We start from the raw sequence: 26,034 nt of genomic DNA on the forward strand, positions 1-26,034 counted from the left end.
ACGAGGGAACCGTCATCACCACCGCCGACCTCGCCGGTAACGCCGCTCACGGGAACGACCCGGACATCCACGGCAAGTTCGGGATCTTCGGCGGGCGCTACGTGCCCGAGGCGCTCATCCCCGCGCTGGACGAGGTCGCGGCGGAGTACGACAAGGCGAAGAACGACGTGGCGTTCCTGCGGGAGTTCGACCACCTGCTGCGCACCTACGCCGGGCGGCCGACCACGCTGACCGAGGTCCCCCGCTTCGCGGAGCAGGCGGGTGGCGCCCGGATCATCCTCAAGCGCGAGGACCTGACCCACACCGGCGCCCACAAGATCAACAACGTGCTCGGCCAGGCCCTGCTGACCAAGCGCCTGGGCAAGACGCGGGTGATCGCCGAGACCGGTGCCGGACAGCACGGCGTCGCCACCGCGACCGCCGCCGCCCTGATGGGCCTGGAGTGCGTGATCTACATGGGGGCCGTCGACTGCGAGCGCCAGGCGCTCAACGTCGCCCGCATGAAGCTGCTCGGCGCCACCGTCGTCCCGGTCACCAACGGCAGCCAGACCCTCAAGGACGCCATCAACGAGGCGTTCCGCGACTGGGTCGCCAACGTCGACCGCACCCACTACCTCTTCGGCACCATCGCGGGCCCGCACCCGTTCCCGGAGATCGTCCGCGACTTCGCGCGCATCATCGGCGTCGAGGCCCGCCGCCAGACGCTGGAGCTCACCGGCAGGCTGCCCGACGCGGTCGCCGCGGCCGTCGGCGGGGGATCGAACGCCATCGGCATCTTCCACGCCTTCCTCGACGACCAGGACGTCCGGCTGCACGGTTACGAGGCGGGCGGCCGGGGCCTGGAGAGCGGCGAGCACGCCCTCACCCTCACCGCGGGCTCCGTCGGCGTGCTGCACGGCTCGCGCACCTACGTGCTGCAGGACGAGGAGGGCCAGACGGTCGAGTCGCACTCGATCTCGGCCGGGCTCGACTATCCGGGCGTCGGCCCCGAGCACGCCTGGCTCAAGGACAGCGGCCGCGCCACCTACCACGGCATCACCGACGCCGAGGCGATGGACGCCTTCTCCCTGCTCGCCCGCACCGAGGGCATCATCCCCGCCATCGAGTCCTCGCACGCGCTCGCCGGAGCGCTCAAGCTGGGGCGCGAGATGGGACCCGGGGCGACGATCCTGGTCAACCTCTCCGGCAGGGGCGACAAGGACATGAGCACCGCGATGAAGTACTTCAACCTCTGACACTCCTCTCACGGCCGACTTGCCTCCCCTCTGGCGGGCCGAAGGGGACGAACCGCAACGGAAGCAACGATGACGACTCTTCAGACGGTGTTCGCCAAGGCTAAGGCGGACGACCGCGCCGCCCTCATCGGATACCTGCCCGCCGGGTTCCCCAGCAAGGACGGTGCGATCGCCGTCGCCACCGCCATGGTGGAGGCGGGCTGCGACGTGATCGAGATCGGTCTGCCCTACTCGGACCCCCTGATGGACGGTCCGACGATCCAGGACGCCGTCCACCGGGCGCTGACCAACGGCACCCGTATCGCCGACGTGCTCCGCACGGTCGAAGGCGTGGCCGCCACCGGTGCCGCCACCCTGGTCATGACGTACTGGAACCCGATCGACCGCTACGGTGCCGACCGCTTCGCCAGGGACCTGGCGAACGCGGGCGGGGTGGGCACCATCACGCCCGACCTCACCCCCGAGGAGGCCGGCCCCTGGCGCGAGGCCAGCGCGGGGGCCGGGATCGACACGGTCTTCCTGGTCGCGCCCAGCTCCACCGAGGCCCGCATCAAGGCCGTCGTCGACAGCTGCACCGGTTTCGTCTACGCGGCGTCGCTGATGGGCGTCACCGGCGCCCGCGACTCGGTCGGTGAGGCCGCGCAGGGCCTGGTCGAGCGCACCCGCCCGCACACCTCCCTGCCGGTCTGCGTCGGCCTGGGCGTCGGCACCGGACGGCAGGCCGCGGAGGTCGCGGGCTACGCCGACGGCGTCATCGTGGGCTCGGCGTTCATCCGCCGCGTCCTGGACGCCCCCGACGAGAACTCGGCTCTCGCGTCCGTCCGCGAGCTGGGCGCCGAGCTGGCGGCGGGCGTCCGGGGCTGAGGTCCCTTCCACAGGGGGGCGGTCCCCCTTCCATCGGGACCGCGCCCTGGGGCATGCCTTTCGAACACGCTTATTCGACACTTATCCAGCTCGTGGTGAGCTTTCCTTCGGATACCTTGCGTTCGCCGGAGACATCCGTGCCTAGGGCGTGGGAGTAGGAGAATGATGCTCGTGACCTCTGAGAAGCCCGCGCCCAATAGGTCGCGTATCGTGATTTCGGCGCTACCCTGGGTAACGACCGTCTCGCGGCTGGTGCTCGCGGGTGTGCTGATCGTCGCGGGTTGGGGCAAGATCGGCACCCCGGTGCTCTCGGTTCAGGCGGTCGAGGCATACGAACTGCTCCCAAAATCGCTCGCCACGGTGGTCGGCTACGGCCTGCCGATCCTGGAGATCGTCGTGGGGGTGTTGCTGGTCGTCGGGCTGCTCACCCGGGCGGCGGGTGTCATCTCGGCACTGCTCATGCTGGCGTTCGTCATCGGGATCGCCTCGGCGTGGGCGCGCGGGCTGCGCATCGACTGCGGCTGCTTCGGCGGCGGCGGTCAGCTGGCGGCCGGGGTGGAGCCCGACTACCTCATCGACATCCTGCGCGACTTCGGTCTCTTCGGACTCGGTGTGATCGTCGCCTGGTTCCCTCCGGGTCGCTTCGCGCTGGACTCCGCCCTGGGGCTCACCCCCGGGCGGGAGCCGTACGACGACCTCGAAAGCGACGACGAGGAGGAGCACCAGGAAAAGGAGACTGACTGATGGGCAAGGCCGCGCGGGACCAGTCGGCGCGTGATCGGATCAAGGCACAGCGCCAGGAGCAGATGCTGAAGGAGAGGCGCAAGCGCATAACGACCATCACGACGGCCGCCGTGCTCGCGGTCGCCGCCGTCGGGGCGGGCTGGTGGTTCGCCGCGCAGAGCAGCAGGTCCGAGCAGGTCGGCGCCAACCTCGCGCCGATCACCGTCGCCTCCGACGGCTCGGTGGTCATGGCCAAGGCGGGAGTGGAGTCGCCGGTCCTGGACGTCTTCGAGGACTTCCAGTGCCCCGCCTGCAGGGCGCTGGAGGAGACCAGCGGTCCCACGATCAAGAACCTGGCGGCCGAGGGCAAGGCGAAGGTGGTCTACCACCCGATCACGATCTTCCAGGAGCAGACCAACAAGGGCATCACCCGGGGTAACTCCGTGCGGGCCGGGGCGGCCTCCCGCTGCATTCCCGGAGGCGTCGCCTGGAGCAGGTTCCACGACAAGCTGTTCGACGCACAGCCCTCGGAGACCGTGGAAGGCTTCAAGATCCCTGACCTGATCGACTGGGGCAAGGACGCCGGGGTGACCGATCCCGGCTTCGACAAGTGCGTGACCAGCCAGGAGAAGGCTCCCGAACACCTCGCCTACAGCACCAAGGTCCTGGAGACCCAGAAGCTCACGGGCACCCCGACGCTGAAGCTCAACGGCACCGAGATGGACACCGGCGTGGCTTTCAAACCGGCCGAGCTGCGTCAGGCCGTCCTTGATGCCGCCAAGTAGCCCGGGACACGGTAACGTCACCTGACATGCCCCTCGCCTCGATTCCCAGCCCCTCCCAGGGGGTCTGGCATCTCTTCGGCGTGGTCCCCATCCGGGCCTACGCACTGTGCATCGTGCTCGGCGTCATCGTCGCGGTCGTCATCGGCGAGCGCCGCTGGCGCGCCCGCGGCGGTGTCCCTGGAACCATCGTGGATCTCGCCGTCTGGGCCGTGCCGTTCGGCCTGGTCGGTGGACGCCTCTACCACGTCATCACCGACTGGCAGCTCTATTTCGGGCCGGACGCGCCCAATGAGCCGATCGAGGCGCTGTACATCTGGAACGGCGGCCTGGGCATCTGGGGCGCCGTCGCGCTCGGTGGCGTGGGCGTCTGGCTGGGCTGCCGCGGCAGGGGCATCTCCCTGACCGCGGTGGCCGACACCGTCGCCCCCGGCATCGCGGTGGCCCAGGCCATCGGCCGCTGGGGCAACTACTTCAACCAGGAGCTGTTCGGCGGCCCCACCGACCTGCCGTGGGGTCTGGAGATCGACCCCGACCGTCCGGGCACGGTGCCGGGCGTGGACACCTACCACCCCGCGTTCCTGTACGAGTCGATCTGGGACCTGGGTCTCGCGCTGGTCCTCATCTGGATCGGCCGCAAGTACGTGATCCGCCACGGCCGCCTGTTCGCTCTCTACGTCGCCGGCTACACCGTGGGCCGCTTCTGGATCGAGGGCCTGCGGGTCGACGCCGCCCACCACATCCTCGGCCTGCGGCTCAACCAGTGGACCTCGATCATCCTGTTCATCGGGGCGATGGCCTACTTCTGGTACACCAGGAACAAGACCGACGAGGAGCGGGTGAGGTCGGCGACCGACCCCGACACCGACCTTGAGGGCGGCGCCGCCACGCCGGGCGAGGGCGAGAGCCCAGGCGCCCCCGACGGCACGGACTCGGCGAAGGCCGAGGCCGTCACCCTGGTCGCGTCGGACGCGGGGGGCGGCGCGGCGGATCCCGTCGATCCGGCCCACCCCTCCGACCAGGCCGACGAGGCCGAGAACGACCAGGCGGCCCGGCGGGACGACGAGGCGCGTCCGGCCTCGGCGACGTTGGTGGCCGAGGGCTTGAGCGAGGACGGGGGAGCGGTCGATCCGGCTCACCCGTCGGACCAGGCCGATCCCGAGGAGAGCGGCCGGGGCGGAGACGCCGCGGTCGAGGCAGAGCCGGCTTCGGCGGTTTCCTCTGATGCCTCGGACGCCGCCGGGGGCGTGCCCGCCTCTGACGGCACCGCTTCGGAGAGCGCGGACTCGGAGAGCGCCGTCGGCACGGCCTCGGGCGCGAGCGTTCCCGAGGAGCTCGTTTCCGGTGCGAAGAAAGGCGAGCTCCAGGAGGAGGCCGTGACGAAGGCCGCTCCCGAGGGCGAGAAAGAACGACGTTGACGCCTCTCCCACGGTCGAGGTCCCGGGATCTCGGACGCGCCGCCGGATCGTCCGGCGCACCGGCGCGTTCCGATTCCGGGTCCGAGACCGGTGGCCCGCGCCCTCCCTTCGGTGCCGGGCCCTGGGGGCCGCCGCCCGGGGGATCGCGATGAGTCCGGACGCCTCGGGGAGGCGTGCCGAGATGCACCACCGGCATCGCGACGTCAACGGCGGCTGGCTGAGGCCGTCGGTGTTCGGCGCGATGGACGGCCTTGTCTCCAACTTCGCGCTGATCGCCGGTGTCGCCGGTGGCGCCGCGGGAACCAAGGTCATCCTGCTGGCGGGCATCGCGGGGCTGGCCGCCGGCGCGTTCTCCATGGCCGGTGGCGAGTACGTCTCGGTGGCGAGCCAGCGGGAGCTCGCCCTGGCCGAGATCGCCGTCGAGCGCCGAGAGCTCGAACGCAACCCCGAGGCCGAGCTGGAGGAGCTCGCCAAGCTCTACGAGGAGCGGGGCGTCGATCCCGCCGTGGCCGCAGAGGTGGCGCGGCAGATCTCGGCGGACCCGGAAAGGGCGCTCGAGGTGCACACCGAGGCCGAACTGGGCGTCACCGTCCACGACCTTCCCTCGCCCAGGATCGCCGCGCTCTCCTCGTTCCTGTCGTTCGCGGTGGGGGCGCTCCTGCCCCTTCTGCCGTACCTGCTCGGCGTCACCAGCCTGGTGACGTCGGCGGTGGTCTCCTGCCTGGCACTGTTCGGCGCGGGCGCGCTGGTCTCCCGGGTCACCGCGCGCAGCTGGTGGTACAGCGGGCTGCGCCAGCTCTTCGTCGGCGCGGTCGCCGCCGGCCTGACCTTCGCCCTGGGCACCCTCCTGGGAGGAACCGGACTGTGACCGCCCCGACCTCGCCCCCACCCCCTGCCCCGGGAGGGCGCAAGCGCCGCCGCACTCCCAGCAAGGCGCAGACCTGGAGCATCCCCCAGCTGGAGGAGTGGGGGCTGACCCCGACCCAGCAGCGGTTGCTGGTGGTGTTCGGATCCATCGCGGGCGTGCTGGTCGCCGCGGTCGTCCTCACCCTCGCGATCTCCGCGATCGGCAACGACTTCGAGCCAGAACGGGCCACCGCCTCGGTCATCGGGACCGAACCCCGCCCCGACGTCTACCGGGGATGGCCCTCCTCCAAGGTGTTCGCGCCGATCGCGGAGAGCAAGGCGGACCCCAAACCGCTCACGGCCAAGGACCTCTTCCCCAAGACCCTCAGCGAGGGCAGGACCACGCTGAGGCTGGCGGGCAGCCCTCTGCTGGAGAGCGCCTGCGCGGCGGCGGTCTGGGGCCAGGAGCTCACCGACCTGCTCGCCCAGGGCGGATGCACCCAGGTGGCCAGGGGCCTGTACACCAGCGCCGACAACCGCTACGTCGCCCAGTACACCCTGTTCAACCTCCGCGACACCGCCTCCTCCGACACCTTGGTGAACACGCTGACCACCCTGCACCGGGGCGGCTGGGTCCGGCCGGTCCAGGCGCCCAGGGCCGCCTTTCCCGCCGACGGCCACACCGAGGCGAGCGGCCACGCGATGGGGCACTACGCGGGCCTGGTCTGGATCGGCAGGGCCGACGGAGCGGAGCCCGGCGCGAGGGACGACTTCGTCTCGCTCTCCCTCGCGGTCCGCGCCACGGAAAAGGCGATCTTCCGCCGCATCGTCGCCGTCTCCCCGGCGCCCGCCCCGAGCAAGTAGTTTCCGGGTTCGTTCTCCGGATCTTCCGCCGCCCGAGGGCTCGCCGGCTTCGCCGGGACGGTAGCGGTCGAGCCGGCGGAGTGCCCGGCCGTCCGGAGACCAGGAGATATCGGGCCGTTGGCGGGGATCGCGAATCGTGACCCTCCGATTTCGGGCGGGAATCCGGGTTCTTCGAGGGCGGGGAGGATGTCGAAGTAAGCTTTTTCCTCATGCGCAAGTGGATCATCATCGTCGTGCTGGCCGGGGTCGCCGGGGTGGGGGCCTTCCTGTGGCTGGGCGACGAGCCCGCCCCGCGCGCCGCCGTCCTGCGCGCGGAGCCGGGTACGGCCCACTACGCGCCCATCGCGACCCGCGACCTCGACCCCCAGCCGCTCACCGTCGCCGAGATGTTCCCCGCCCCCTCGGTGTCGGCGGGCACGACCAAGCTCGCCCTCAAGGCCACCGAGACCCTCGCCGACTGCGCGGAGGCGGTCTGGGGGAGCGCGCAGGACGCGCTCGGCGGGTGCACGCAGGTGCTGCGCGCCCGCTACGAGACCGAGGACGGCGCGGTCTCCGGCCAGTTCCTGATTTTCAACCTCGCCGACTCCGCCGCCGCCGACAGGCTCGTGGCGGCGCTCAAGGGCGACGGCGGCGACGGCTTCGTCAGGCCCGCTCCCGACACGCCCGACGGTTTCGACGGCTCGCGCAGCTGGGCCCAGGTCCGCGGCCTCGGGCACTACGTCACGGTGAGCTGGGTCGCCCCCGTCGCCGGCGGGAGCACCGCCCGGGCAGGCGCAGGGGAGAGCGGCGAGGGCGGCGAGGGCGGCGAGGGCAGGGTGGATCTCACCTATCCGCAGGTCGCGATGGACGGCCTCGGCCTGGTCATCCAGCGTCGGCTGGTGCGCTGAGGGAGCTCTCCACCGCGGCCCTGAGCTCCAGCAGCCGGTGGGCGGGCAGTTCGAGGACGGTGACGTCGCCCGCCCACGGGGCCACGGCGGCGACGATCGCCCTCGCCTGCCTCTTCGTCAGGTCGCCCCTGACCTTGATCAGGGCCTCGCGCCAGGTGTTGGCGAGCCTGCCGTGCGCGTTGTCCAGGACGCGGCGCAGGATCCGGGCCGTGTCGTTCTCGTCCGCGCTGTTCGCGTTTGTGGCGCTCTTGCTGTCTCCGGCGGGCGGTGCCACCCGTACGGCGCGCACGGACGCTCCCTCGGCGGTGAGGTCGTAGACGGGGGCGAGAAGGTCGTGGGGGAGATCCTTCGGGGCCGTCGCCAGGGTGACCCGGACCTCCCTGGCGCGGGTGGCCAGCAGCAGCCGGGGCAGCGCGGCCTCCAGACCGGCGGGTACGGAGATCGCCACCCTGGCCGGGTCGCTGGCGTAGGGCTTGGCCAGCCAGGTCGTCAGGCGCGCCCTGGGGGCCTTGGGCAGCACGTCGCGGGGCCACTCGCCCACCAGCACCTCCGGGACGAACCCCTCACCGAAACCGGCGGCCGAGGCGGCGGGGGAGCTCGCCGACTCCACCGACTGGGGCCCCTGCGTGTAGATGGCGGTGCCGGACGTCTCGGTGCGGGCGGCCGCGGCGGGCCAGGTCTTCGTGGTGGGGCGCAGGACGTACAGGTCGGCGGCCGAACCGATGGCCTCGGCGCCGAAGTAGCGGTTGAAGTCGGGGTAGATCGCCTCGTTGACGAGGTTGAGCTGCGACAGGGCCTGCTGAACCTTGAGGGCGAGCGCGGGGGTGCGCTCGCTGGCGCCGTACGCCAGCATGATCCGGCCCTGCTCGCGGTCGCGCAGCCCTTCCGCGCTACGGGCGACGAACAGCCCGACGCCCTCGGGGGTGTAGGGAGGGTCGGTGATCGCCAGGTCGGCCCAGGACCGCGCGGAGGCGGGCAGCCCCAGGCGCAGGTCGGCCCAGCGGGTCCGTACGGCCAGACCGAGCCGGTCGGCCTCACCGGCGATGTAGGCGAGGATGCGCTCGTCGACGTCGACGACGGTCACCTCGACGCCCGGGTGCAGCATCGCCGTGGCCAGCGAGGTCAGATCGTGGTCGCCCACGCATAGCAGCCGGGCGCCGTCCAGCCAGAAGCGGGCGTCCAGCAGCAGCGCCCGCCTGACCACGGTCTCGCCGGTCGCGGCGACGTGGTCCAGCGTGTGGCGGCCCCGGGGAGCCTTGGCGATCAACTCGTCCATGCGCGCGACCAGGTCGGCGCGGTCGGGGAGCAGGTGGGCGACCGGGTCCGCCGGTGCGAGGGTGCTCGCCCGCGGCCCGGCCGGTGCGGTACCGCCCGCTCGTGGTGCGGCCGGTGTGACGTTGCTTACGCGCGATCCGGTCGGTGCGGGGCCGTCCGCTCCTGATCCGGCCCGGGTGGGGCCGCTCGCCCGCGGTCCGTCCGGTGAGGGGGCGCCCTCCTCCCGTGCCGGGGCCGACCAGGCGGGAGGGGCCGGGAGCCTGAAGCGGTCGCCCGATCGCTCCAGTTCGCCGTCCACCTCGCGCAGCAGCGCCTCGATGGTCCGCCGCGACGTCGCGGTCTCCCTGACCAGATCGGCGAGTGTCCACCAGCGACCGCCGCCCAGGGCGGTCAGCGCGTTCCTCAGCCGCCTGCCGTCGACACCCGCCCGTGCGACGAAAGCCTCGACTCCACCGCCGTTCTCGTCCTCGGCCTCTCCTTCGGTGCCGGCTCCACGCCCGGCCCCGGCCCCGGTTCCGGCCCCGGTTCCGGCCCCGGCTCCCGTCCGGGACCCACGCCCGGCCCCGCTCTCGGTTCCGGCTCCCGTCCCGGCCGGCGTTCGGCCGCCGGGCCCGGCGGAGGCGCCGGGGGTGCCGGAAACGCCGGAGACATCTGAAGTGCCGCTGCCTGTCAGAGCGGTGGAGGCGCCCAGGCCGGTGGGATCGGTCGGTTCCATTGGGCCACCCTAGGGCCAGGACCTGGAATGTTGTGCCATCGCGGTGTGTTTAATGAACCGGGCGAACCTGCACTAATTCGGCGGGATCTCACCGGGTAGGCAGGTATCCGGCAGGGTACGGTAATCTCTACCCACCACGCAGCAGGGCCAACGTCGTCCCTTGCTTGTTCGAGAGAAGCAAGACGACGGGAGGGATTCAATGCCTGCTGCCCACCTCGGCTTTCCCGAGCCTCAGGGCCTGTACCACCCCTCGCACGAGCACGACGCCTGTGGTGTCGCCATGGTCGCGGACGTTGCCGGTCGCCGTAGCCACGGCATCGTCGCGAAGGCCTTGACCGCGCTGTGCAACCTTGATCACCGGGGGGCCCAGGGTAGCGAACCGGACACCGGCGACGGGGCCGGGATCCTGACGCAGATCCCCGACGTCTTCTTCCGCGTGGTGGCGGACTTCCCCCTGCCCACGGCCGGCTCCTACGCCGCCGGTATGGCCTTCCTGCCCGCCGAGGAGCGGGCCCGTGAGGCCGCCGTGCGACTGATCGAGGAGATCGCCGCGGAGGAGGGCCTCACGGTCCTCGGCTGGCGCGACGTTCCCACCACCCCCGACCTTCCCGGGCCGAGCGCCCGCGCGGTGATGCCGTTCTTCGGCCAGCTGTTCGTGGCGTCCCCCGACGGTGAGAGCGGTCTTGAGCTGGACCGGCTCGCCTTCTGCCTGCGCAAGCGGGCCGAGCACGAGGCGAAGGTCTACTTCCCCTCGCTGAGCTCCCGGACGATCGTCTACAAGGGCATGCTCACCCCGCTGCAGGTCGAGCAGTTCTTCCCCGACCTGAGCGACGAGCGCTACGAGACCGCGATCGCGCTGGTCCACTCGCGTTTCTCCACCAACACCTTCCCCTCCTGGCCGCTCGCGCACCCGTACCGCTACGTCGCCCACAACGGTGAGATCAACACGGTCAAGGGCAACCGCAACTGGATGCGCGCCCGCGAGGCCATGCTGGAGACGGCGAACCTGCCGGGCGACCTGTCGCGGCTCTTCCCGATCTGCGACCCGGCCGGTTCCGACACCGCCTCCTTCGACGAGACGCTGGAGCTCATCCACCTCGCGGGACGCAGCCTGCCGCACGCGGTGCTGATGATGATCCCCGAGGCGTGGGAGAGCCACACCGAGATGGACCCCGCGCGGCGGGCGTTCTACGAGTTCCACTCCACGATGATGGAGGCCTGGGACGGCCCGGCCTCGATCACCTTCTCCGACGGAACCCTGGTCGGCGCGGTGCTCGACCGCAACGGCCTGCGCCCCGGACGGTTCTGGGTCACCGCGGACGGCCTGGTCGTGCTCGCCTCCGAGGCGGGTGTGCTGGACATCGCCCCCGAGGACGTGGTCCGCAAGGGCCGCCTGCAGCCCGGCAAGATGTTCCTGGTCGACACCGCGCTCGGCAAGATCATCGAAGACGACGAGATCAAGGCCGAGCTGGCGGCGGAGCTGCCGTACGCCGACTGGCTGCACGCCGGTCTGGTCCGCTTCGAGGAGCTGCCCGCCCGCTCGCCCGAGGGCCTGTCGCACGAGACGCTGATCAAGCGGCAGCAGACCTTCGGCTACACCGAGGAGGAGCTGCGGATCATCCTGGGGCCGATGGCGAGGACGGGCATCGAGCCGATCGGCTCGATGGGCACCGACACCCCGGTCGCCGTGCTCAGCGAGAAGCCCCGGTTGCTGTTCGACTACTTCAGCCAGCTGTTCGCGCAGGTCACCAACCCGCCGCTGGACGCGATCCGCGAGGAGCTCGTCACCTCCCTGGCCAGCACCATCGGCCCCGAGGGCAACCTGCTCGCCCCGGGTCCCGCCTCCTGTCGCCAGCTCGTGCTGCCCTACCCGGTGCTCGACAACGACGAGCTCGCGAAGATCATCCACATCAACGACGAGGGCGCGCTGCCGGGCTTCCACCCGCACGTGGTCTCCGGCCTGTACGAGGTCGCGGGTGGCGGCGAGGCGCTGCTGCACCGCATCGAGGAGATCCGCGCCGAGGTCTCCTCGGTGATCGAGGGCGGGGCGCGGATCATCGTGCTGTCCGACCGCGGCTCCTCCGACGTCCTGGCGCCGATCCCCTCGCTGCTGCTCACCGGTGCCGTCCACCACCACCTGATCGCCGAGAAGACCCGCACCAAGATCGGTCTGGTCATCGAGACCGGCGAGGCGCGCGAGGCGCACCACATGGCGCTGCTCGTCGGCTACGGGGCGGGCGCGGTCAACCCGTACCTCGCCATCGAGACCGTCGAGGACATGGTCGACTCCGGCGTCCTGAAGATCGACAAGCACAAGGCCGTGCGCAACCTCATCAAGGCGTACGGCAAGGGCGTGCTGAAGGTCATGTCCAAGATGGGGGTCTCCACGGTCGCCTCCTACACCGGGGCGCAGATCTTCGAGGCGCTCGGGCTGAGCCAGGAGGTCGTGGACGTCTGCTTCACCGGGACCACGTCCCGGCTGGGCGGCGTCGGCTTCGACGTCCTGGCCGAGGAGGCCGCGCAGCGTCACCTGCGTGCCTACCCCCGGGCCGAGAACGCCCACCGCCGCCTGGAGGTCGGCGGCGAGTACCAGTGGCGTCGCGAGGGCGAGCCGCACCTGTTCAACCCCGAGACCGTCTTCAAGCTGCAGCACGCCACCCGCTCGCGCCGCTACGAGATCTTCAAGGAGTACACCGGCCTGGTGGACTCCCAGGCGGAGAGGCTGATGACGCTGCGCGGCATGTTCAAGCTGCGGGAGGGCGTCCGCGAGCCGGTGCCGATCGACGAGGTCGAGCCGGTCAGCGAGATCGTCAAGCGGTTCTCCACCGGCGCGATGTCGTACGGCTCCATCTCGATGGAGGCGCACGAGACGCTCGCCATCGCGATGAACCGGCTGGGCGGCAAGTCCAACACCGGTGAGGGCGGCGAGGACCCCGAGCGGCTGCACGACCCGGTGCGCCGTTCGGCCATCAAGCAGGTGGCCTCGGGCCGGTTCGGTGTGACCTCCGAGTATCTGGTCAACGCCGACGACGTGCAGATCAAGATGGCCCAGGGCGCCAAGCCCGGTGAGGGCGGCCAGCTGCCCGGCCACAAGGTCTACCCGTGGGTGGCCAAGACCCGGCACTCCACCCCGGGCGTCGGCCTCATCTCGCCGCCTCCGCACCACGACATCTACTCGATCGAGGACCTCGCCCAGCTCATCCACGACCTGAAGAACGCGAACCCGGCCGCCCGCGTGCACGTCAAGCTCGTGGCCGAGGTCGGGGTCGGAACGGTCGCGGCGGGCGTGTCCAAGGCCCACGCGGACGTCGTGCTCATCTCCGGTCACGACGGCGGCACCGGCGCCTCCCCGCTCACCTCGCTCAAGCACGCGGGCTCCCCCTGGGAGCTGGGCCTGGCCGAGACCCAGCAGACGCTGCTGCTCAACGGCCTGCGCGACCGCATCGTCGTGCAGGTGGACGGCCAGCTCAAGACCGGCCGCGACGTGATCATCGCCATGCTGCTCGGCGCCGAGGAGTTCGGCTTCGCCACCGCGCCGCTGGTCGTCTCCGGCTGCGTGATGATGCGCGTCTGCCACCTGGACACCTGCCCGGTCGGCGTGGCCACCCAGAACCCCGAGCTGCGCAAGCGGTTCACCGGCAAGCCCGAGTTCGTGGTCAACTTCTTCGAGTTCGTCGCCGAGGAGATCCGCGAGTATCTCGCCGCGCTGGGTTTCCGCAGCATCGACGAGGCCGTCGGCCACGCCGAGCTGCTGGACACCACCCCGGCCGAGAACCACTGGAAGGCCTCGGGACTGGACCTGGCGCCGATCCTGCACCAGCCGGAGCTGCCCGAGGGCGCCTCGCTGCGCCGTACCGTGGAGCAGGACCACGGGCTCGCCAAGGCGCTGGACAACACGCTGATCCAGCTCGCCGAGGGTGCGCTCAAGGGTGGTTCCAGGGTCACGCTCGACCTGCCCATCCGCAACGTCAACCGTACGGTCGGCACCATGCTCGGCCACGAGGTGACCAAGCGGTACGGCGGAGCGGGCCTTCCCGACAACACCATCGACGTGCGCTTCACCGGCTCCGCGGGCAACTCCTTCGGCGCCTTCCTGCCCAGGGGCATCACGCTGAGGCTGACCGGCGACGCCAACGACTACGTGGGCAAGGGCCTGTCCGGCGGCCGGATCTCGGTCCAGCCGTACGACGCGGCCCCGCTCGACGGGCACATCATCGCCGGAAACGTCGGCCTGTACGGCGCGACCTCCGGCGAGGCCTTCATCCGCGGCGTCGTGGGGGAGCGGTTCTGTGTCCGCAACTCCGGTGCCACCGCGGTGGTCGAGGGGGTCGGCGACCACGGCTGCGAGTACATGACCGGCGGCAAGGTGGTCGTCCTCGGCCCGACCGGCCGCAACTTCGCGGCGGGCATGTCGGGCGGCGTCGCCTACCTGCTCGACCTCGACGCCGAACGGGTCAACCGGGAGATGGTCGAGATCGAGGAGCTGGGGGAGGCCGAGTCCGAGGCGCTGCGCGAGATCGTCGAGGCGCACCTCGCCGAGACGGGCTCCACGGTGGCGAAGGCACTCCTCGCCGACTGGGACCCGTCCCGTTTCAGCAAGATCATGCCGACGGACTACAAGCGGGTCCTGCTGGCCGCCGAGTCCGCCCGGCTGGAGGGCCGCGACATCGACGAGGCCGTCATGACCGCCGCGGTCCAGGGGTGACGCCGATGTTTGCGATCACTCATCCCGTCCGGTTTTTCCAGTCATTTCAGGCTTTTCAGGGATAAGGGAGGTACGACCGATGGCTGACCCCAAGGGTTTCCTCGCTCACGGACGCGAGCTGCCGGCGCGCCGCCCGGTGGACGTGCGCATCCGCGACTGGCGCGAGGTCTACGAGGACTTCCCCAAGCCCGCGCTGACCAGGCAGGCCGCGCGCTGCATGGACTGCGGCATCCCGTTCTGCCACAACGGCTGCCCGCTGGGCAACCTGATCCCCGAGTGGAACGACCTGGTCTACCGGGACGACTGGCAGGAGGCGATCGAGCGCCTGCACGCCACGAACAACTTCCCCGAGTTCACCGGACGCCTGTGCCCGGCTCCGTGTGAGGCGGCGTGCGTGCTCGGCATCAACTCCGACCCGGTCGCGATCAAGCGGGTCGAGGTCGAGATCATCGACCGTGCCTTCGACGAGGGCTGGGTCACCCCCCAGCCCGCCGCCACCAAGACCGGCAAGCGCGTCGCGGTCGTCGGCTCGGGCCCCGCGGGCCTGGCCGCAGCCCAGCAGCTCACCAGGGCCGGGCACGACGTGGTCGTGTTCGAGCGGGCCGACCGGATCGGTGGCCTGCTCCGCTACGGCATCCCCGAGTTCAAGATGGAGAAGCGGCACATCGACCGCCGTCTCGCCCAGATGCGGGCCGAGGGGACCGAGTTCCGTACCGGCGTCAACGTCGGCGTGGACATCACGGCGGCGCAGCTGCGCGAGGAGTTCGACGCGATCGTCCTGGCCGGTGGCGCGACCCAGTGGCGGGACCTGCCCGTCGCCGGGCGCGACCTGAAGGGCGTCTACCAGGCGATGGAGTACCTGCCGCCCTCCAACAAGGTCCAGGAGGGCGACTTCCCGGTCTCGCCGATCAGCGCCGAGGGCAAGCACGTCGTCGTGATCGGCGGCGGCGACACCGGTGCCGACTGCATCGGCACCGCGATCCGGCAGGGGGCCGCCTCGGTCACCCAGCTGGAGATCATGCCCCAGCCTCCGGCGAGCCGTCCGGGCAGCCAGCCGTGGCCCACGTTCCCCATCCTGTTCAAGATGGAGAGCGCCCACGAGGAGCTGGCCGACGGTGACGGCGCCCGGGTCTACGCGGTCTCCACCACCGAGTTCGTCGGCGACGCCGAGGGCAACGTCAGGGCGCTGCGCCTGGTCGAGGTGGAGGGGCCCGCTGCCGGGTTCAAGCCGGTGCCCGGCTCCGAGCGGGAGATCCCGGCCGAGCTGGTCACGCTGTCGATGGGCTTCGTCGGCCCGGAGAAGAAGGGCCTGCTCGAAGAGCTCGCCGAGGTCGCCGGCGGCGAGTTCTACGACGCCAGGGGCAACGTCGCGAGGGACAAGGGCTACATGTCGTCGGTCGACGGCGTCTTCGTCGCCGGGGACATGGGCCGCGGACAGTCGCTGATCGTGTGGGCGATCGCCGAGGGCCGCTCCGCGGCCTCGGCCGCCGACCGCTACCTCACGGGCCGGACGGCCCTTCCGGTGGCGATCCCGCCGACGGCGCGGCCGCTGGTCTGAGTGGAAGCTGGTCTGATATGTCATGACCGGTCTGGGTATGTCATGGTTGATCCATGCGTACCCGGGCCGGTTCATGCATGTCAGAGCCGGTTCATGTGCTCCATCGCTGGTTTGGTCAGGCCACGGTTGGTCTTCGGCACCCCCCGACAGTTCGGCATTCCGGATGTCTTACCGACTGCTTCAGGGAAAAATGCGCAGAGCGGGGTTTCGAATTGCTTTGGCGTACATATGCCTGAAAGATAAATTTCTTGATCGGGTCAGGTGCGGAGGATCGATGAATCGCGGGACCAGAAGCCTGACGGGCGCGGCGACGGCGCTCGCCCTGGCGGCGACCCTCACGGCGGGAGCCCTGGGCGGCGAGGCCACGACCGGCGCGGGCCAGACCCGCGAGTACCTGGTCTTCTACGCGGACGGCGCCCGCGACCGGGCGATCGACGCGATCGACGCGAGCGGCGGCACCGTCCTGTCGACCGACACCAGGATCGGCTACGTCCTCGCGGACGGTCCCGGCGCCGGATTCGTGGAAAGCCTGGCCGACGACAGCGCCATCGAGGGAGTCTCCTCCGACCGGAGGATCGGCTTCGCCAGTGCGATCCGCGCCGCCGCACCCGCGACCGGGACCTCCGCGGGCGGGTCCGCCTCAGAAGCCGGGATCTCCGGCACCGGGGCCACCTCCGGGACCTCCAGCGCCGGGACCGTCTCCGGCGTGGGAACCCCGCTCGCATTCCCCTCCGCAGAAGCCCTCGGGCAGGCGGGCACCCGCCGCTCCGCCGACACACCGGAGCCGCTCGCCGGGCGGCAGTGGGACATGAAGATGATCGGCGCCACCGTGGAGGGCTCCTACGCCACCGAACCCGGTGACAAGCGGGTGCTGGTCGGCGTCATCGACACCGGCATCGACGGCAAGCACCCCGACATCGCCCCCAACTTCAACCGCGCCCTGAGCCGCAACTTCGTGACCGACCGGCCCAAGGACCCCAACGGCAACGTCCTCGACGGCCCCTGCGAGTTCAAGGACTGCAAGGACCCGGTGGACTGGGACGACGACGGCCACGGCACCCACGTGGCCAGCACCATCGCCTCACCGATCAACGGCCTGGGCATCGCCGGGGTGGCCCCCCAGGTGTCCCTGGTGAACCTGCGCGCCGGTCGCGACTCGGGCCTGTTCTTCCTCAAGCCCAGCGTCGAGGCGCTCACCTACGCCGCCGACGCCGGGATCGACGTGGTCAACATGAGCTTCTACGTCGACCCGTGGCTGTTCAACTGCAAGGCCAACCCGGCCGACTCCAAGGCGGAGCAGCTGGAGCAGCGCGGCATCATCACCGGCATGCAGCGCGCCCTCGACTACGCGCGCAAGCGCGGGGTCACCCTCATCAGCGCCATCGGCAACGGCGCCACCGACCTCGGCAAGCCGAGTAAGGACGAGAGCAGCCCCAACTATCCCAAGGGCAGCGAGCACACCCGCAAGGTCGACAACTCCTGCCTCAACGTTCCCGCCGAGTCCAAGGGTGTGATCTCGGTCACCTCGGTGGGGCCGACCGGGCGCAAGGCGTACTACTCCGACTACGGCGTCGAGCAGGCCGACCTCGCGGCCCCCGGCGGGGACGAGTTCGACGGCGGCAGCACGTACGACCCCACCAAGGGCATTCTGGCCGCCGCGCCGGAGAACGCGCTCAAGGCCAAGGGACAACTCACCGCCGACGGCGCGCCGAAGTCCGACTCGATCATCCGGGAGTGCGAGGGCGGCACCTGCGCCTACTACCAGTACCTCGTCGGCACCTCCATGGCCGCACCGCACGCCACCGGTGTCGCCGCCATCCTGATCAGCCGGTTCGGCAAACCCGGCAAGGGCGGCCTCACGATGCCCCCCGCGGACGTCCAGCGCCAGCTGTACTCCACGGCCACCAAGAAGGCCTGCCCCTCACCGCGCGGGTACGCCTACAAGATCGACCTCGCGTTCGTGGACGAGGTCCACAAGTGCGAGGGTCCCAAGAAGCGCAACGGCTTCTACGGCCGCGGCCTCATCAGCGCCGAGAACGCCGCCAAGGCCGAGCCGCTCGCTCCCTGACGGCCTCCCTGACGGTGCGGGGGCGCCCAAGGCGTCCTCACCCCGTCTCGGCCCCTCACCCAGGGGCCGAGACGGGGTGAGGGCGGTCGCCTCGCGGTTCGGCCTCGGCGGAAGCGTCATCCCGGGCACAGGCCGGATCTCCCCAAGAGACGATCAACAGACGGGTGAAGGGGGCGAAAGGGGGAAGAAGAACGACTCCGGTTCCATCCCGTCGCTCTTGTCACCGTGAGGATCATCGGCTTCCTCCTCGCGCCTGAAGGCGGGTTCTCCACGCAGAAAGGACTCATATGAGGTTCCTGTCGCGTCCGCACCAGCTTCCGCCCCGGATCGCCGCCGGTTTGATCATTCTGAATTCGGGACTGACCAAGAGAACCGCGGGGGAGGAGAGCGCGAAGGGATTGCACGGGATGGCCTCCGGGACCTACCCGTTCCTCAAGGACATGGACTCGGTGAAGTTCACGAGACTGCTCTCCACGGCGGAGATCACCCTCGGTACCGCCCTGCTGGTCCCCGTGGTGCCGCCGCTGCTGGCGGGCGCCGCGCTGACCGCCTTCGCCGGAGGGCTGCTCGGCCTCTACCTCAAGACGCCGGGACTGCGGGAGGAAGGCAGCCTGCGTCCCTCACAGCAGGGCATCGCCGTCGCCAAGGACGTCTGGCTGCTGGGCATCGGCGCCGGGCTGGTCGCGGAGGAGATCGTCCGCGACTGACCCGGGAATCCGTCGGCCGGTCCGGGGTTCCGGCGCTCGGCCCGAAGCCGCCGTTGCCGAGGCGGAGGCGGAGGCGCGGTGACCGTCTCGAAACTCCGGGCGGCCGACACGGAGGCGCGGTGACCGCTCGGAAGTCGTGATCGGTCCGGTGTCCCGATGACCGACCAGGCTCGTGGCACGCTCGCGGGTGCCCGTACTCCTGGGACGGCTGACCCCAGGAGTGAGCGCGAGGGACGATTCGTAACCTGCCGTTCATGCTGGGTGGCTTTGTGTCACCGAATTTTTCATCGGCGCTACGGCTAACGTCGCGACCAAGTGGTCTGTACCAATTAGGGTGGGATCCGTGACTCGTCGCGCGAAAATCGTCTGCACTCTCGGCCCCGCCACCTCATCTCCCGAACGCCTCCGCGAACTCATCGCGGCCGGGATGGACGTGGCCCGTTTCAACCTCAGCCACGGCAGCCACGAGCTGCACAGGGAGGTTTACGACAGGTTGAGGGAGGCGGCCGCCGAGCTCGGGCGTGGCGTAGGTCTGCTGGCCGACCTCCAAGGCCCCAAGATCCGGGTCGGTAAGTTCGAGGAAGGTCCCGTCCGTCTCGGCTTCGGTGACGTCTTCACGATCACCACCGAGGAGGTCCCCGGCGACCGTGACCAGGTCTCCACGTCCTATCTGGGGCTTCCCAAGGACGTCAGCCCCGGCGACAGCATCCTGGTCGACGACGGCCGCGTCCGGCTGGAGGTGACCCGGGTCGACGGCCAGCGCGTCACGACCCGCGTGGTCGTCGGTGGCATGATCTCCGACAACAAGGGCCTCAACCTCCCCGGCGTGAACGTCAGCGCCCCCGTCCTGACCGACAAGGACGAGACCGACCTGCGCTGGGCGCTGCGCGCCGGCTTCGACCTGGTCGCCCTCTCCTTCGTCAGGCGTCCCTCCGACGCCGACGTGGTGCGCAACATCATGGAGCAGGAGGGCATCCGCCTCCCGCTGCTCGCCAAGATCGAGAAGCCGCAGGCCGTGGAGCGGCTCCCGGAGATCATCGAGGCCTTCGACGGCATCATGGTCGCCCGCGGTGACCTCGGTGTCGAGCTGCCGCTGGAGGAGGTGCCCATCGTCCAGAGGCGCGCCATCGAGCTCTGCCGCGAGAAGGCCCGCCCGGTCATCGTCGCCACCCAGATGCTGGACTCGATGATCACCTCTCCGCGTCCCACCCGCGCCGAGGCCTCCGACGTCGCCTACGCCGTCATGGACGGCGCCGACGCGGTCATGCTCTCCGGGGAGACCTCGGTCGGCAACTACCCCATCGAGGTCGTCGAGACGATGAGCCGCATCGCCACGACCGCGGAGAAGAGCTCCCTGCAGGCCACGCACAGCCTCGACCGGCTGCCCGAGACCACCGGTGGCGCGATCGCCCGTGCCGCGGCGGAGGTCGGGGCGATCGTCGGCGCCAAGGCGCTGGTGGCGTTCACCATGTCCGGTGAGACGGCCCGCCGTCTGGCCCGCTACCGCTCGCCGATCCCGCTGCTCGCGTTCACCTCCGCCCGCCACGTCCGCAACCAGCTCGCGCTGACCTGGGGTGTGGAGACCTTCGAGGTGCCGTTCGTCCACCACACCGACGACATGGTCCGTCAGGTGGAGGCCTCGCTGCTCGCCAACTCCCGCCTGGAGAAGGGTGACAAGGTCGTCATCGTCGCCGGTTCGCCTCCCGGCACCGCCGGCTCCACCAACGCCCTGCGCGTGCACACCATCGGGGCGGCGGTCTCCAACCCCGCCTGATCCTCACCCGATCCGCGAAAACGCGTACGGCCACCGCTTCGGCGGTGGCCGCACGCGTTTCCGGGGTCTTCCCCGCGCTCGGTGATCCAAAAAAGCCGAAAAATACGCCCTTGTCGTGTCCGAATAGGTGTCAGAAGATCGGTGCACGGCATGCCCGAAAAGGGGGTGCCCGGTGAACCAGACAAATTTCACGAAAGGCGCCGGATGATCCAGGGCAGTCGGCCGGTGGGAGCGGAGCGGCAACACGAGGAGGACGAGGGGCGGCCTCCAGGCCAATCGGGTCGCCCGGGGCAGCGGGTGTCGGCCGCCGACACGGTGGCGGGAATGATCGAGGCCCGCCTGGGCCGGACGGTCGACCCCGACGAGAACTTCTTCGAAGCCGGGCTCAACTCGATGGCGCTGGTCGAGCTGCACGCGGACATCACCGGGGCGCTCGGTATCGACATCCCGGTCACCGCGATGTTCGCCCGGCCGAACGTACGGGCGCTCAGCCGCCTCGTCGCGGGCGCGCAGGAACCCGTCAGGAGCGAACCCGCGCGCCCGCGCCCCACGGGAGGCAGCCGCAGGGATGTGCGCGCCCGTATCCGCAGGGACGGCGGGTCGTCTCGGTGACGAGGACCGCGCCGATCGCGGTGATCGGTATGGGCCCGCGTGCCCCGCTCTCTCCCGGTCCCGTCCCGATCGAGGTCGTCGAGGCCACGATGGAGAACGCCGGACACGACCCCGCGCGCCCACCGGGCGCGCTCGCCGTCCACGACACGGCCGAGGCCGCCTGCCTCGCCCTCGCCCTGGGGATCTGCGACCTCGCGATCACCGTCTCGGGGCCGAGCCTCGGCGCCGTCGCGGAACGGGGAACCGCGATCGCGCTCAGGCGCCTGGACGACGCCCTCCTCGACGGCGACCTCGTACGCGCCGTGATCGAGACGACGACCGACCCGGCAGCCGACCCGGCAGCCGACCCGGCTACCGACACGGTCGCCGACGCGACGACCGCCCCGGTGACCGACCGGGTCGCCGACACAGCGACCGTCTCGGTGACCGACCGGGGTGCCGGTACGGCGACCGGCCCGCTGACCGCTTCCCGGCCCGGCACCGGTCCCGCCCGCAGCGGGCCCGGCCGATCGCCGACAGGCGGACCGACCGCGCGTCCGCGTGATCCGTTGACGGTGAAGGACGGCTTCCCGCCGGTCCACCTCCCCGCGGACCGCCGGCCTCGCGTCGTCGCCTGGTCGGGACGGCACCGACAGGAGGCCGACGCCGTACGGGAAGGCCTGGCGGGATTCTTCGCCACCCTCGCCCCCGACCGGTTCGCCGACGCCGTGGCCGTCCTCCAGCGGGGCCGCACCCCGCATCCCGTACGGGGTGCGATCGTCGCGACCACCCCCGCCGAGGCGTCCGCCGCCCTCGCCGCCGCGCGGACGGCCTCGGCCGAGGAAACGGCCGGGCATGAGCCGCCTTCCCGCGACGCGGCCTGGACGGGTGTGCGGTTCGTCTTCCCCGCCGGCGGCGCCGGTCGGCTGGGGGCCTCGCTGTACGGGGTCGAGCGGCTGTTCAGCGAGACGATGGACGTCTGCCTGGAGGCTTTCGAGCGGCACGGCGTCGACTTCTGCGACGCCTGGCTCGCCGGGGAACGCGACGACGACCCGGTGACGTTCGCGGTCACCTACTCCCTGGCGGCCACCCTGACCGGCTGGGGTGTCACCCCCGGAGGGTGCACGGGGGAGGGGGTCGGAGAACTCACCGCCGCCGCCTTCTCGGGAATGCTCGGACTGGACGAGGCGATCGCCCGGGTGGCCGCCTCCGGTGCGGCGCCGGAGCGGGTGTCGGGACATGCCTTCCACGAACCGGAGGCCCGTCCTGGGACGTTCGCGGGGCCGGAGCCCTCGTCCGAGGCGGCAGCGGGACCGAAGGCCGGTGGCGCACGAGGCGCGCCGTCCCTCCTGCTCGGTGCGGCGGGGACGGCGGGGACGGCGGGGACGGCAGGGACGGCAGGGACGGCAGGGACGGCGGGAATATCGCCGGGAGAGGAGACGATCCGCTGCGGGGACGACCGCCGGGGTCTGCTCACGGCGCTCGCCCGGCTGTGGACGCTCGGCTGTCCGGTGGACTGGGTCGCGCTCGACCCCGACCACCCTCTGCAGCGACTGCCCGTCCCCGGCGGGCATCGCCCCGCCGAGGTGACGCCCGTTCCCGTACCGGCACCCGAAGTGCGGGAACGTGGGAATGCGTCGCCGGCTCCCGAGGCGCGGGAACGCGAGAACGCGTCACGGCTCCCCGAGGGCCTGCCGGAGCCCGCGGAGCCACTGCGCAGGCCCGAGGCGGTCCCGTACTCGTTCTGGGTGCTGGAGCAGCTCGCCGGGTCGAGCGGGGTGTCCAACCTGGCGGTGGCGTTCAGGACCCGGCAGCCGCTGCGCAGGCTCCCGCTGCAGATCGCGGTGAACCGCCTGCTCAAGCGGCACCCGGCGCTGCGCCTGCGGTTTCCCGAGGTGGACGGCGCACCCGTACGGCACCTCACCGCCCCGAAGGACGCGCAGATCAAGCTGGTGAACGGCGAGACCACGCCGGAGACGCTCGTCGCCGACCTGCAGAGTTTCCTGGACGAACCCTTCGACCTGGGCCGTGACCTGCTCTTTCGGGCCGGGCACTTCACGCTGCCCGACGGCGGCGGGAGCGTGGTCTGCCTGGTCGCGCACCACATCGTGATCGACGCCACCTCGATGCAGTTCCTCGTCGAGGAACTGGGCGGTTTCTACGACGCGCAGACGAGCCAGGAGCCGCTCCCCGCCGCGCTCGCGGGCACCGCGCCCATGCTGGAGCCCAAAGCGGCGTCCCGGGAGTCGCTGGACTACTGGCTCGACAGGCTCAGGGACGTCGACCCGGCCGCGATGGTGCTCCCCGGCAGCAGGCCGTCGCCCGCCCGGCCCACCTTCGCCGGGCACACCTGCTCCTGGGAGGTGGACGCGGACACGCGCCGGGCGCTCGACACGCTGCGGACCGGCCTGCGCACCACCGACAACATCGTGCTCGCCGCCGCGTTCATGCTCACCCTGCGCGCGCACGGCGCCGGTCCCGATCTGGTGGCCGCGATGCCGGTCACCACCAGGACGGCCGCGATGCGCGGCCATGTCGGCTACGGCGTCAGCACCCTGCCGATCCGGGTGCGCGCCGATCCGCAGGAGGGTTTCGCGGCCCTGGTCAGACGGGTCGAGGACGTCTTCTTCGAGGGCGTAGAGCACGCGGACGCCTCGGTGGAGGCGGTGCTGGTCGAGCGCGGGCACGGCACCGGCGACTGGAGGGTGCCGCTGTTCCGGCACATGTTCAACTACCGGCCGTGGACCGACGACCAGGTGAGCATCCTGGGCTCCGTCCCCGAGTACGTCGAGGACCTGTTCGACCGCAGCCGCCTGGACCTGCAGTGCATCGCGGTGCAGGAGCCCGGCAGGCTCACGCTCAGGGTCTGGCACAGCACGGAGGTCCACGACGAGGCCGAGATCGCCGCGTTCGTCGCGCGGATGACCGCGCTGCTGCGGCGGGCCGCGAAGGACGCGCACCGGCCCCAGCGGGAGCTGGACTCCCTCTCGGCGGGCGACCGGAGGCTGCTCGACCGGCTCAACGACACCGCGCGGACCTGGGAAGGACCGGCCACGCTGCTGGAGCGGATCGTCACCCGCACCGGGGGCTTCGAAACCGGCGACGGGCAGGTCGGCCGCGAGCGCGGTGTCGGGGCGGTGATCCGTGACGGTCTGCCCGGGGTCGTTCGCGAGAGCGGTGCCGGGGCGGTGATCCGTGACGGCCTCCCGGAGGTCGTGCACGGGAGCGATGCCCAGGCGGTCATCGCTGACGGCGATCCGGAGGCCGCCCGCGAGCCTCGCACCGTGACGGCGATCCGTGACGGCGACCGGGAGGTCACCTACGGCGAGCTGCTCGACTGGGCGGCCTCCGTGCGGGACACCCTCGTCGCGCACGGCGCGGGCCCCGGCGACATCGTGGCGCTCGGCCTGAGCCGTTCGGCGGAGATGGTCGCCGCCGTGCTCGGCGTCTGGGCGGCCGGAGCCGCCTACCTGCCGCTGGACCCGCGCCAGCCCGAGCTGCGCCTCGCCTACCAGGTGGAGGACTGCGGTGCCCGCCTGGTCGTCGCCGACTCCGAGGCTCCCTGGGCGGGGGAGACGCCCGTACTCCCCATGCCGCAGGCCTCCGCGTCCGGCGCCGAGGCGGATCAGGGGGCGCGAAGACCGCTGGATCCGGCCGAGGTCTCCGCGACGATATCCGGGGAGTCGATCGCCTACGTGATCTACACCTCGGGGTCCACCGGCAGGCCCAAGGGAGTGGCCGTCACCCACGGCAACCTGGCCAACCTCGTCCTCGACTTCGCCGGCCGGCTGGGGGCGGGCGCGGCCGACGCGGTGCTGTGGTCCACCACGACCTCCTTCGACATCTCGGCCCTGGAGCTGATGCTCCCGCTCACCGTCGGCGGCACCCTGGTCGTCGCCTCCGACGACGACCAGCTGCAGCCGCGCAGGTTCCTGGAACTCATCGCGGCACGGGACGTACGCGTCGTGCAGGCCACCCCGACGGCGTGGCGGCTCATCGCCCCCGAGGCGCGCGACGAGCTGGCCGGGCGCGTAGTGCTCTGTGGCGGAGAGCCCATGCCGGCCGCGCTCGCCACTGACCTGCTGGGCCTGGGCTGCCGGTTGTTCAACGTCTACGGGCCGACCGAGACGACCATCTGGTCCACCGCCGCCGAGATCCTCGGCCCCCCGGCCGATCCGGTGCCGATCGGGGTGCCGCTCGCCAACACCCGGATCTTCGTCAGGGACGCCGACGGGCGCGAGGCCCCGCCGGGCGTGCCCGGTGAGCTGTGCGTGGCGGGCGACGGGGTGGGCGCAGGGTACGTCAACCGCCCTGAGCTGACCGCCGAGCGGTTCGGCGAACATCCCCGCCACGGGCGCTTCTACCGGACAGGGGACATGGCCAGGCTCAGGCACGACGCGACCCTGGAACTCCTCGGCCGCGACGACCGCCAGATCAAGCTGCGCGGACACCGCATCGAGCTGGGCGAGATCGAGGCGGTGCTGCACCACCACGACGCCGTCAAGGTCGCGGCCGTCATCGTCCACGACGACCGGCTGGTGGCGTTCGTGCAGCCCACGGACCCGCCCGACGGGGAGACCGAGGCCGCGCTGCGGGAGGAGCTGTGGAGGTACGCGGGGACGCGGCTGCCGGACTACGCGGTCCCCTCGGGGATCGTCCTGGCCGGCGAGTTCCCGACGACCGCCAACGGCAAGATCGACTATCGGGGGCTCACCGTCCCCGAGGACGCCTCCCCGTCCGGCCCCCGTGCCCCGGCGAGCTCGGAACTCGCCGAGGGGGTGCTGCGGCTCTGGCGGGAGGCACTGCGCCGCCCGGGACTCGGCGAGCACGACAACTTCTTCCTCAACGGGGGGCACTCGGTGCTCGCCGTACGGCTGATCGCACCGCTGGAGGAGCTCGCGGGCCGGGCGATCAACGTCCGCGCGGTCTTCGACCATCCCACCCCGGCCGAGCTGGCCGCGTTCATCCAGGAAGGGGCGGGTTCGTGACGTCCATCCCCGTCGTACGGCTCCCGGCCTCCTT

Annotated in this window: 16 protein-coding genes and 1 pseudogene; 16 read left to right on the forward strand and 1 reads right to left on the reverse strand. The window is 71.3% G+C overall.

Annotated features, from left to right (window positions below):
- Positions 1-14 precede the first annotated feature (14 nt).
- The 8 genes from trpB to AB0B90_RS12255 all read left to right on the forward strand — a co-directional run bounded on the left by trpB (position 15) and on the right by AB0B90_RS12255 (position 7,619).
- Entirely contained in the window at positions 15-1,235 is a 1,221-nt protein-coding gene (trpB, locus tag AB0B90_RS12220; RefSeq protein ID WP_350948281.1) for a tryptophan synthase subunit beta, read from the forward strand.
- 69 nt (positions 1,236-1,304) lie between these two features.
- Positions 1,305-2,099 (forward strand): tryptophan synthase subunit alpha, encoded by a 795-nt coding sequence (trpA, locus tag AB0B90_RS12225; RefSeq protein WP_350948164.1) that lies wholly within the window; start codon positions 1,305-1,307, stop codon positions 2,097-2,099.
- 210 nt (positions 2,100-2,309) lie between these two features.
- On the forward strand, positions 2,310-2,843 hold the full coding sequence (locus AB0B90_RS12230; protein WP_350948165.1) for a MauE/DoxX family redox-associated membrane protein: 534 nt from the start codon (positions 2,310-2,312) through the stop codon (positions 2,841-2,843).
- Positions 2,843-3,607 carry a thioredoxin domain-containing protein gene (locus AB0B90_RS12235; protein WP_362922411.1) on the forward strand — a complete coding sequence of 255 codons (765 nt, stop codon included), beginning with the start codon at positions 2,843-2,845 and terminating at the stop codon, positions 3,605-3,607. The genes AB0B90_RS12230 and AB0B90_RS12235 overlap by 1 nt, the downstream gene beginning before the upstream one ends.
- Positions 3,608-3,633: 26 nt before the next feature.
- Complete coding sequence (lgt, locus tag AB0B90_RS12240; protein WP_350948167.1) at positions 3,634-5,022, forward strand: prolipoprotein diacylglyceryl transferase; 1,389 nt, start codon at positions 3,634-3,636, stop codon at positions 5,020-5,022.
- Positions 5,023-5,170: 148 nt separating this feature from the next.
- Entirely contained in the window at positions 5,171-5,890 is a 720-nt protein-coding gene (locus tag AB0B90_RS12245; RefSeq protein ID WP_350948168.1) for a VIT1/CCC1 transporter family protein, read from the forward strand.
- The gene (locus AB0B90_RS12250) at positions 5,887-6,732 is read left to right on the forward strand and encodes a hypothetical protein (protein ID WP_350948169.1); all 846 of its coding nucleotides are present in this window, start codon (positions 5,887-5,889) and stop codon (positions 6,730-6,732) included. The genes AB0B90_RS12245 and AB0B90_RS12250 overlap by 4 nt, the downstream gene beginning before the upstream one ends.
- 209 nt (positions 6,733-6,941) lie before the next feature.
- Entirely contained in the window at positions 6,942-7,619 is a 678-nt protein-coding gene (locus tag AB0B90_RS12255) for a hypothetical protein (protein ID WP_362922414.1), read from the forward strand.
- Here the strand turns inward: AB0B90_RS12255 and AB0B90_RS12260 are convergent.
- The gene (locus AB0B90_RS12260) at positions 7,594-9,609 is read right to left on the reverse strand and encodes a bis-aminopropyl spermidine synthase family protein (protein ID WP_362922416.1); all 2,016 of its coding nucleotides are present in this window, start codon (positions 9,607-9,609) and stop codon (positions 7,594-7,596) included. The two genes, AB0B90_RS12255 and AB0B90_RS12260, sit on opposite strands and share 26 nt — an antisense overlap.
- A gap of 199 nt (positions 9,610-9,808) precedes the next feature.
- Here AB0B90_RS12260 and gltB point away from each other — a divergent pair, with 199 nt between their 5' ends.
- The 8 genes and pseudogenes from gltB (at position 9,809) to AB0B90_RS12300 (ending at position 26,000) form a co-directional block, all read left to right on the forward strand.
- A complete protein-coding gene (gene gltB / locus AB0B90_RS12265; RefSeq protein ID WP_362922418.1) occupies positions 9,809-14,314 on the forward strand; it encodes a glutamate synthase large subunit in 4,506 nt (1,501 codons plus the stop codon).
- A 79-nt stretch (positions 14,315-14,393) separates the two neighbouring features.
- Positions 14,394-15,872, forward strand: a complete 1,479-nt coding sequence (locus tag AB0B90_RS12270) for a glutamate synthase subunit beta (RefSeq protein ID WP_350948173.1) — start codon at positions 14,394-14,396, stop codon at positions 15,870-15,872.
- Between the two features lie 274 nt (positions 15,873-16,146).
- Positions 16,147-17,940, forward strand: coding sequence for a S8 family serine peptidase (locus tag AB0B90_RS12275; protein ID WP_362922420.1), 1,794 nt, complete (start codon positions 16,147-16,149; stop codon positions 17,938-17,940).
- A gap of 287 nt (positions 17,941-18,227) precedes the next feature.
- Positions 18,228-18,647 carry a hypothetical protein gene (locus tag AB0B90_RS12280; protein ID WP_350948175.1) on the forward strand — a complete coding sequence of 140 codons (420 nt, stop codon included), beginning with the start codon at positions 18,228-18,230 and terminating at the stop codon, positions 18,645-18,647.
- A gap of 343 nt (positions 18,648-18,990) precedes the next feature.
- The gene (gene pyk / locus AB0B90_RS12285; protein ID WP_350948176.1) at positions 18,991-20,421 is read left to right on the forward strand and encodes a pyruvate kinase; all 1,431 of its coding nucleotides are present in this window, start codon (positions 18,991-18,993) and stop codon (positions 20,419-20,421) included.
- Between the two features lie 204 nt (positions 20,422-20,625).
- Positions 20,626-21,033: an acyl carrier protein gene (locus AB0B90_RS12290; protein WP_350948177.1), complete on the forward strand. Its 408-nt coding sequence runs from the start codon at positions 20,626-20,628 to the stop codon at positions 21,031-21,033.
- Between the two features lie 345 nt (positions 21,034-21,378).
- Positions 21,379-21,423 (forward strand): annotated as a pseudogene (locus AB0B90_RS12295) (hypothetical protein); the annotation flags it as partial.
- Between the two features lie 758 nt (positions 21,424-22,181).
- On the forward strand, positions 22,182-26,000 hold the full coding sequence (locus AB0B90_RS12300) for an amino acid adenylation domain-containing protein (RefSeq protein WP_362922514.1): 3,819 nt from the start codon (positions 22,182-22,184) through the stop codon (positions 25,998-26,000).
- Positions 26,001-26,034 lie beyond the last annotated feature (34 nt).

It is taken from the genome of Streptosporangium sp. NPDC049078, assembly GCF_040648855.1.
Lineage (GTDB): Bacteria > Actinomycetota > Actinomycetes > Streptosporangiales > Streptosporangiaceae > Streptosporangium.

What these genes read in the sequence shown, in the direction of transcription:
- trpA (WP_350948164.1), top strand. Translation starts at nt 1,305, where the DNA reads ATGACGACTCTTCAGACGGTGTTCGCCAAGGCTAAGGCGGACGACCGC.
- AB0B90_RS12235 (WP_362922411.1), top strand. Translation starts at nt 2,843, where the DNA reads ATGGGCAAGGCCGCGCGGGACCAGTCGGCGCGTGATCGGATCAAGGCA.
- lgt (WP_350948167.1), top strand. Translation starts at nt 3,634, where the DNA reads ATGCCCCTCGCCTCGATTCCCAGCCCCTCCCAGGGGGTCTGGCATCTC.
- AB0B90_RS12245 (WP_350948168.1), top strand. Translation starts at nt 5,171, where the DNA reads ATGAGTCCGGACGCCTCGGGGAGGCGTGCCGAGATGCACCACCGGCAT.
- AB0B90_RS12255 (WP_362922414.1), top strand. Translation starts at nt 6,942, where the DNA reads ATGCGCAAGTGGATCATCATCGTCGTGCTGGCCGGGGTCGCCGGGGTG.
- AB0B90_RS12260 (WP_362922416.1), bottom strand. Translation starts at nt 9,609, where the DNA reads ATGGAACCGACCGATCCCACCGGCCTGGGCGCCTCCACCGCTCTGACA.
- gltB (WP_362922418.1), top strand. Translation starts at nt 9,809, where the DNA reads ATGCCTGCTGCCCACCTCGGCTTTCCCGAGCCTCAGGGCCTGTACCAC.
- AB0B90_RS12270 (WP_350948173.1), top strand. Translation starts at nt 14,394, where the DNA reads ATGGCTGACCCCAAGGGTTTCCTCGCTCACGGACGCGAGCTGCCGGCG.
- AB0B90_RS12275 (WP_362922420.1), top strand. Translation starts at nt 16,147, where the DNA reads ATGAATCGCGGGACCAGAAGCCTGACGGGCGCGGCGACGGCGCTCGCC.
- AB0B90_RS12280 (WP_350948175.1), top strand. Translation starts at nt 18,228, where the DNA reads ATGAGGTTCCTGTCGCGTCCGCACCAGCTTCCGCCCCGGATCGCCGCC.
- AB0B90_RS12290 (WP_350948177.1), top strand. Translation starts at nt 20,626, where the DNA reads ATGATCCAGGGCAGTCGGCCGGTGGGAGCGGAGCGGCAACACGAGGAG.
- AB0B90_RS12300 (WP_362922514.1), top strand. Translation starts at nt 22,182, where the DNA reads ATGCTCGGACTGGACGAGGCGATCGCCCGGGTGGCCGCCTCCGGTGCG.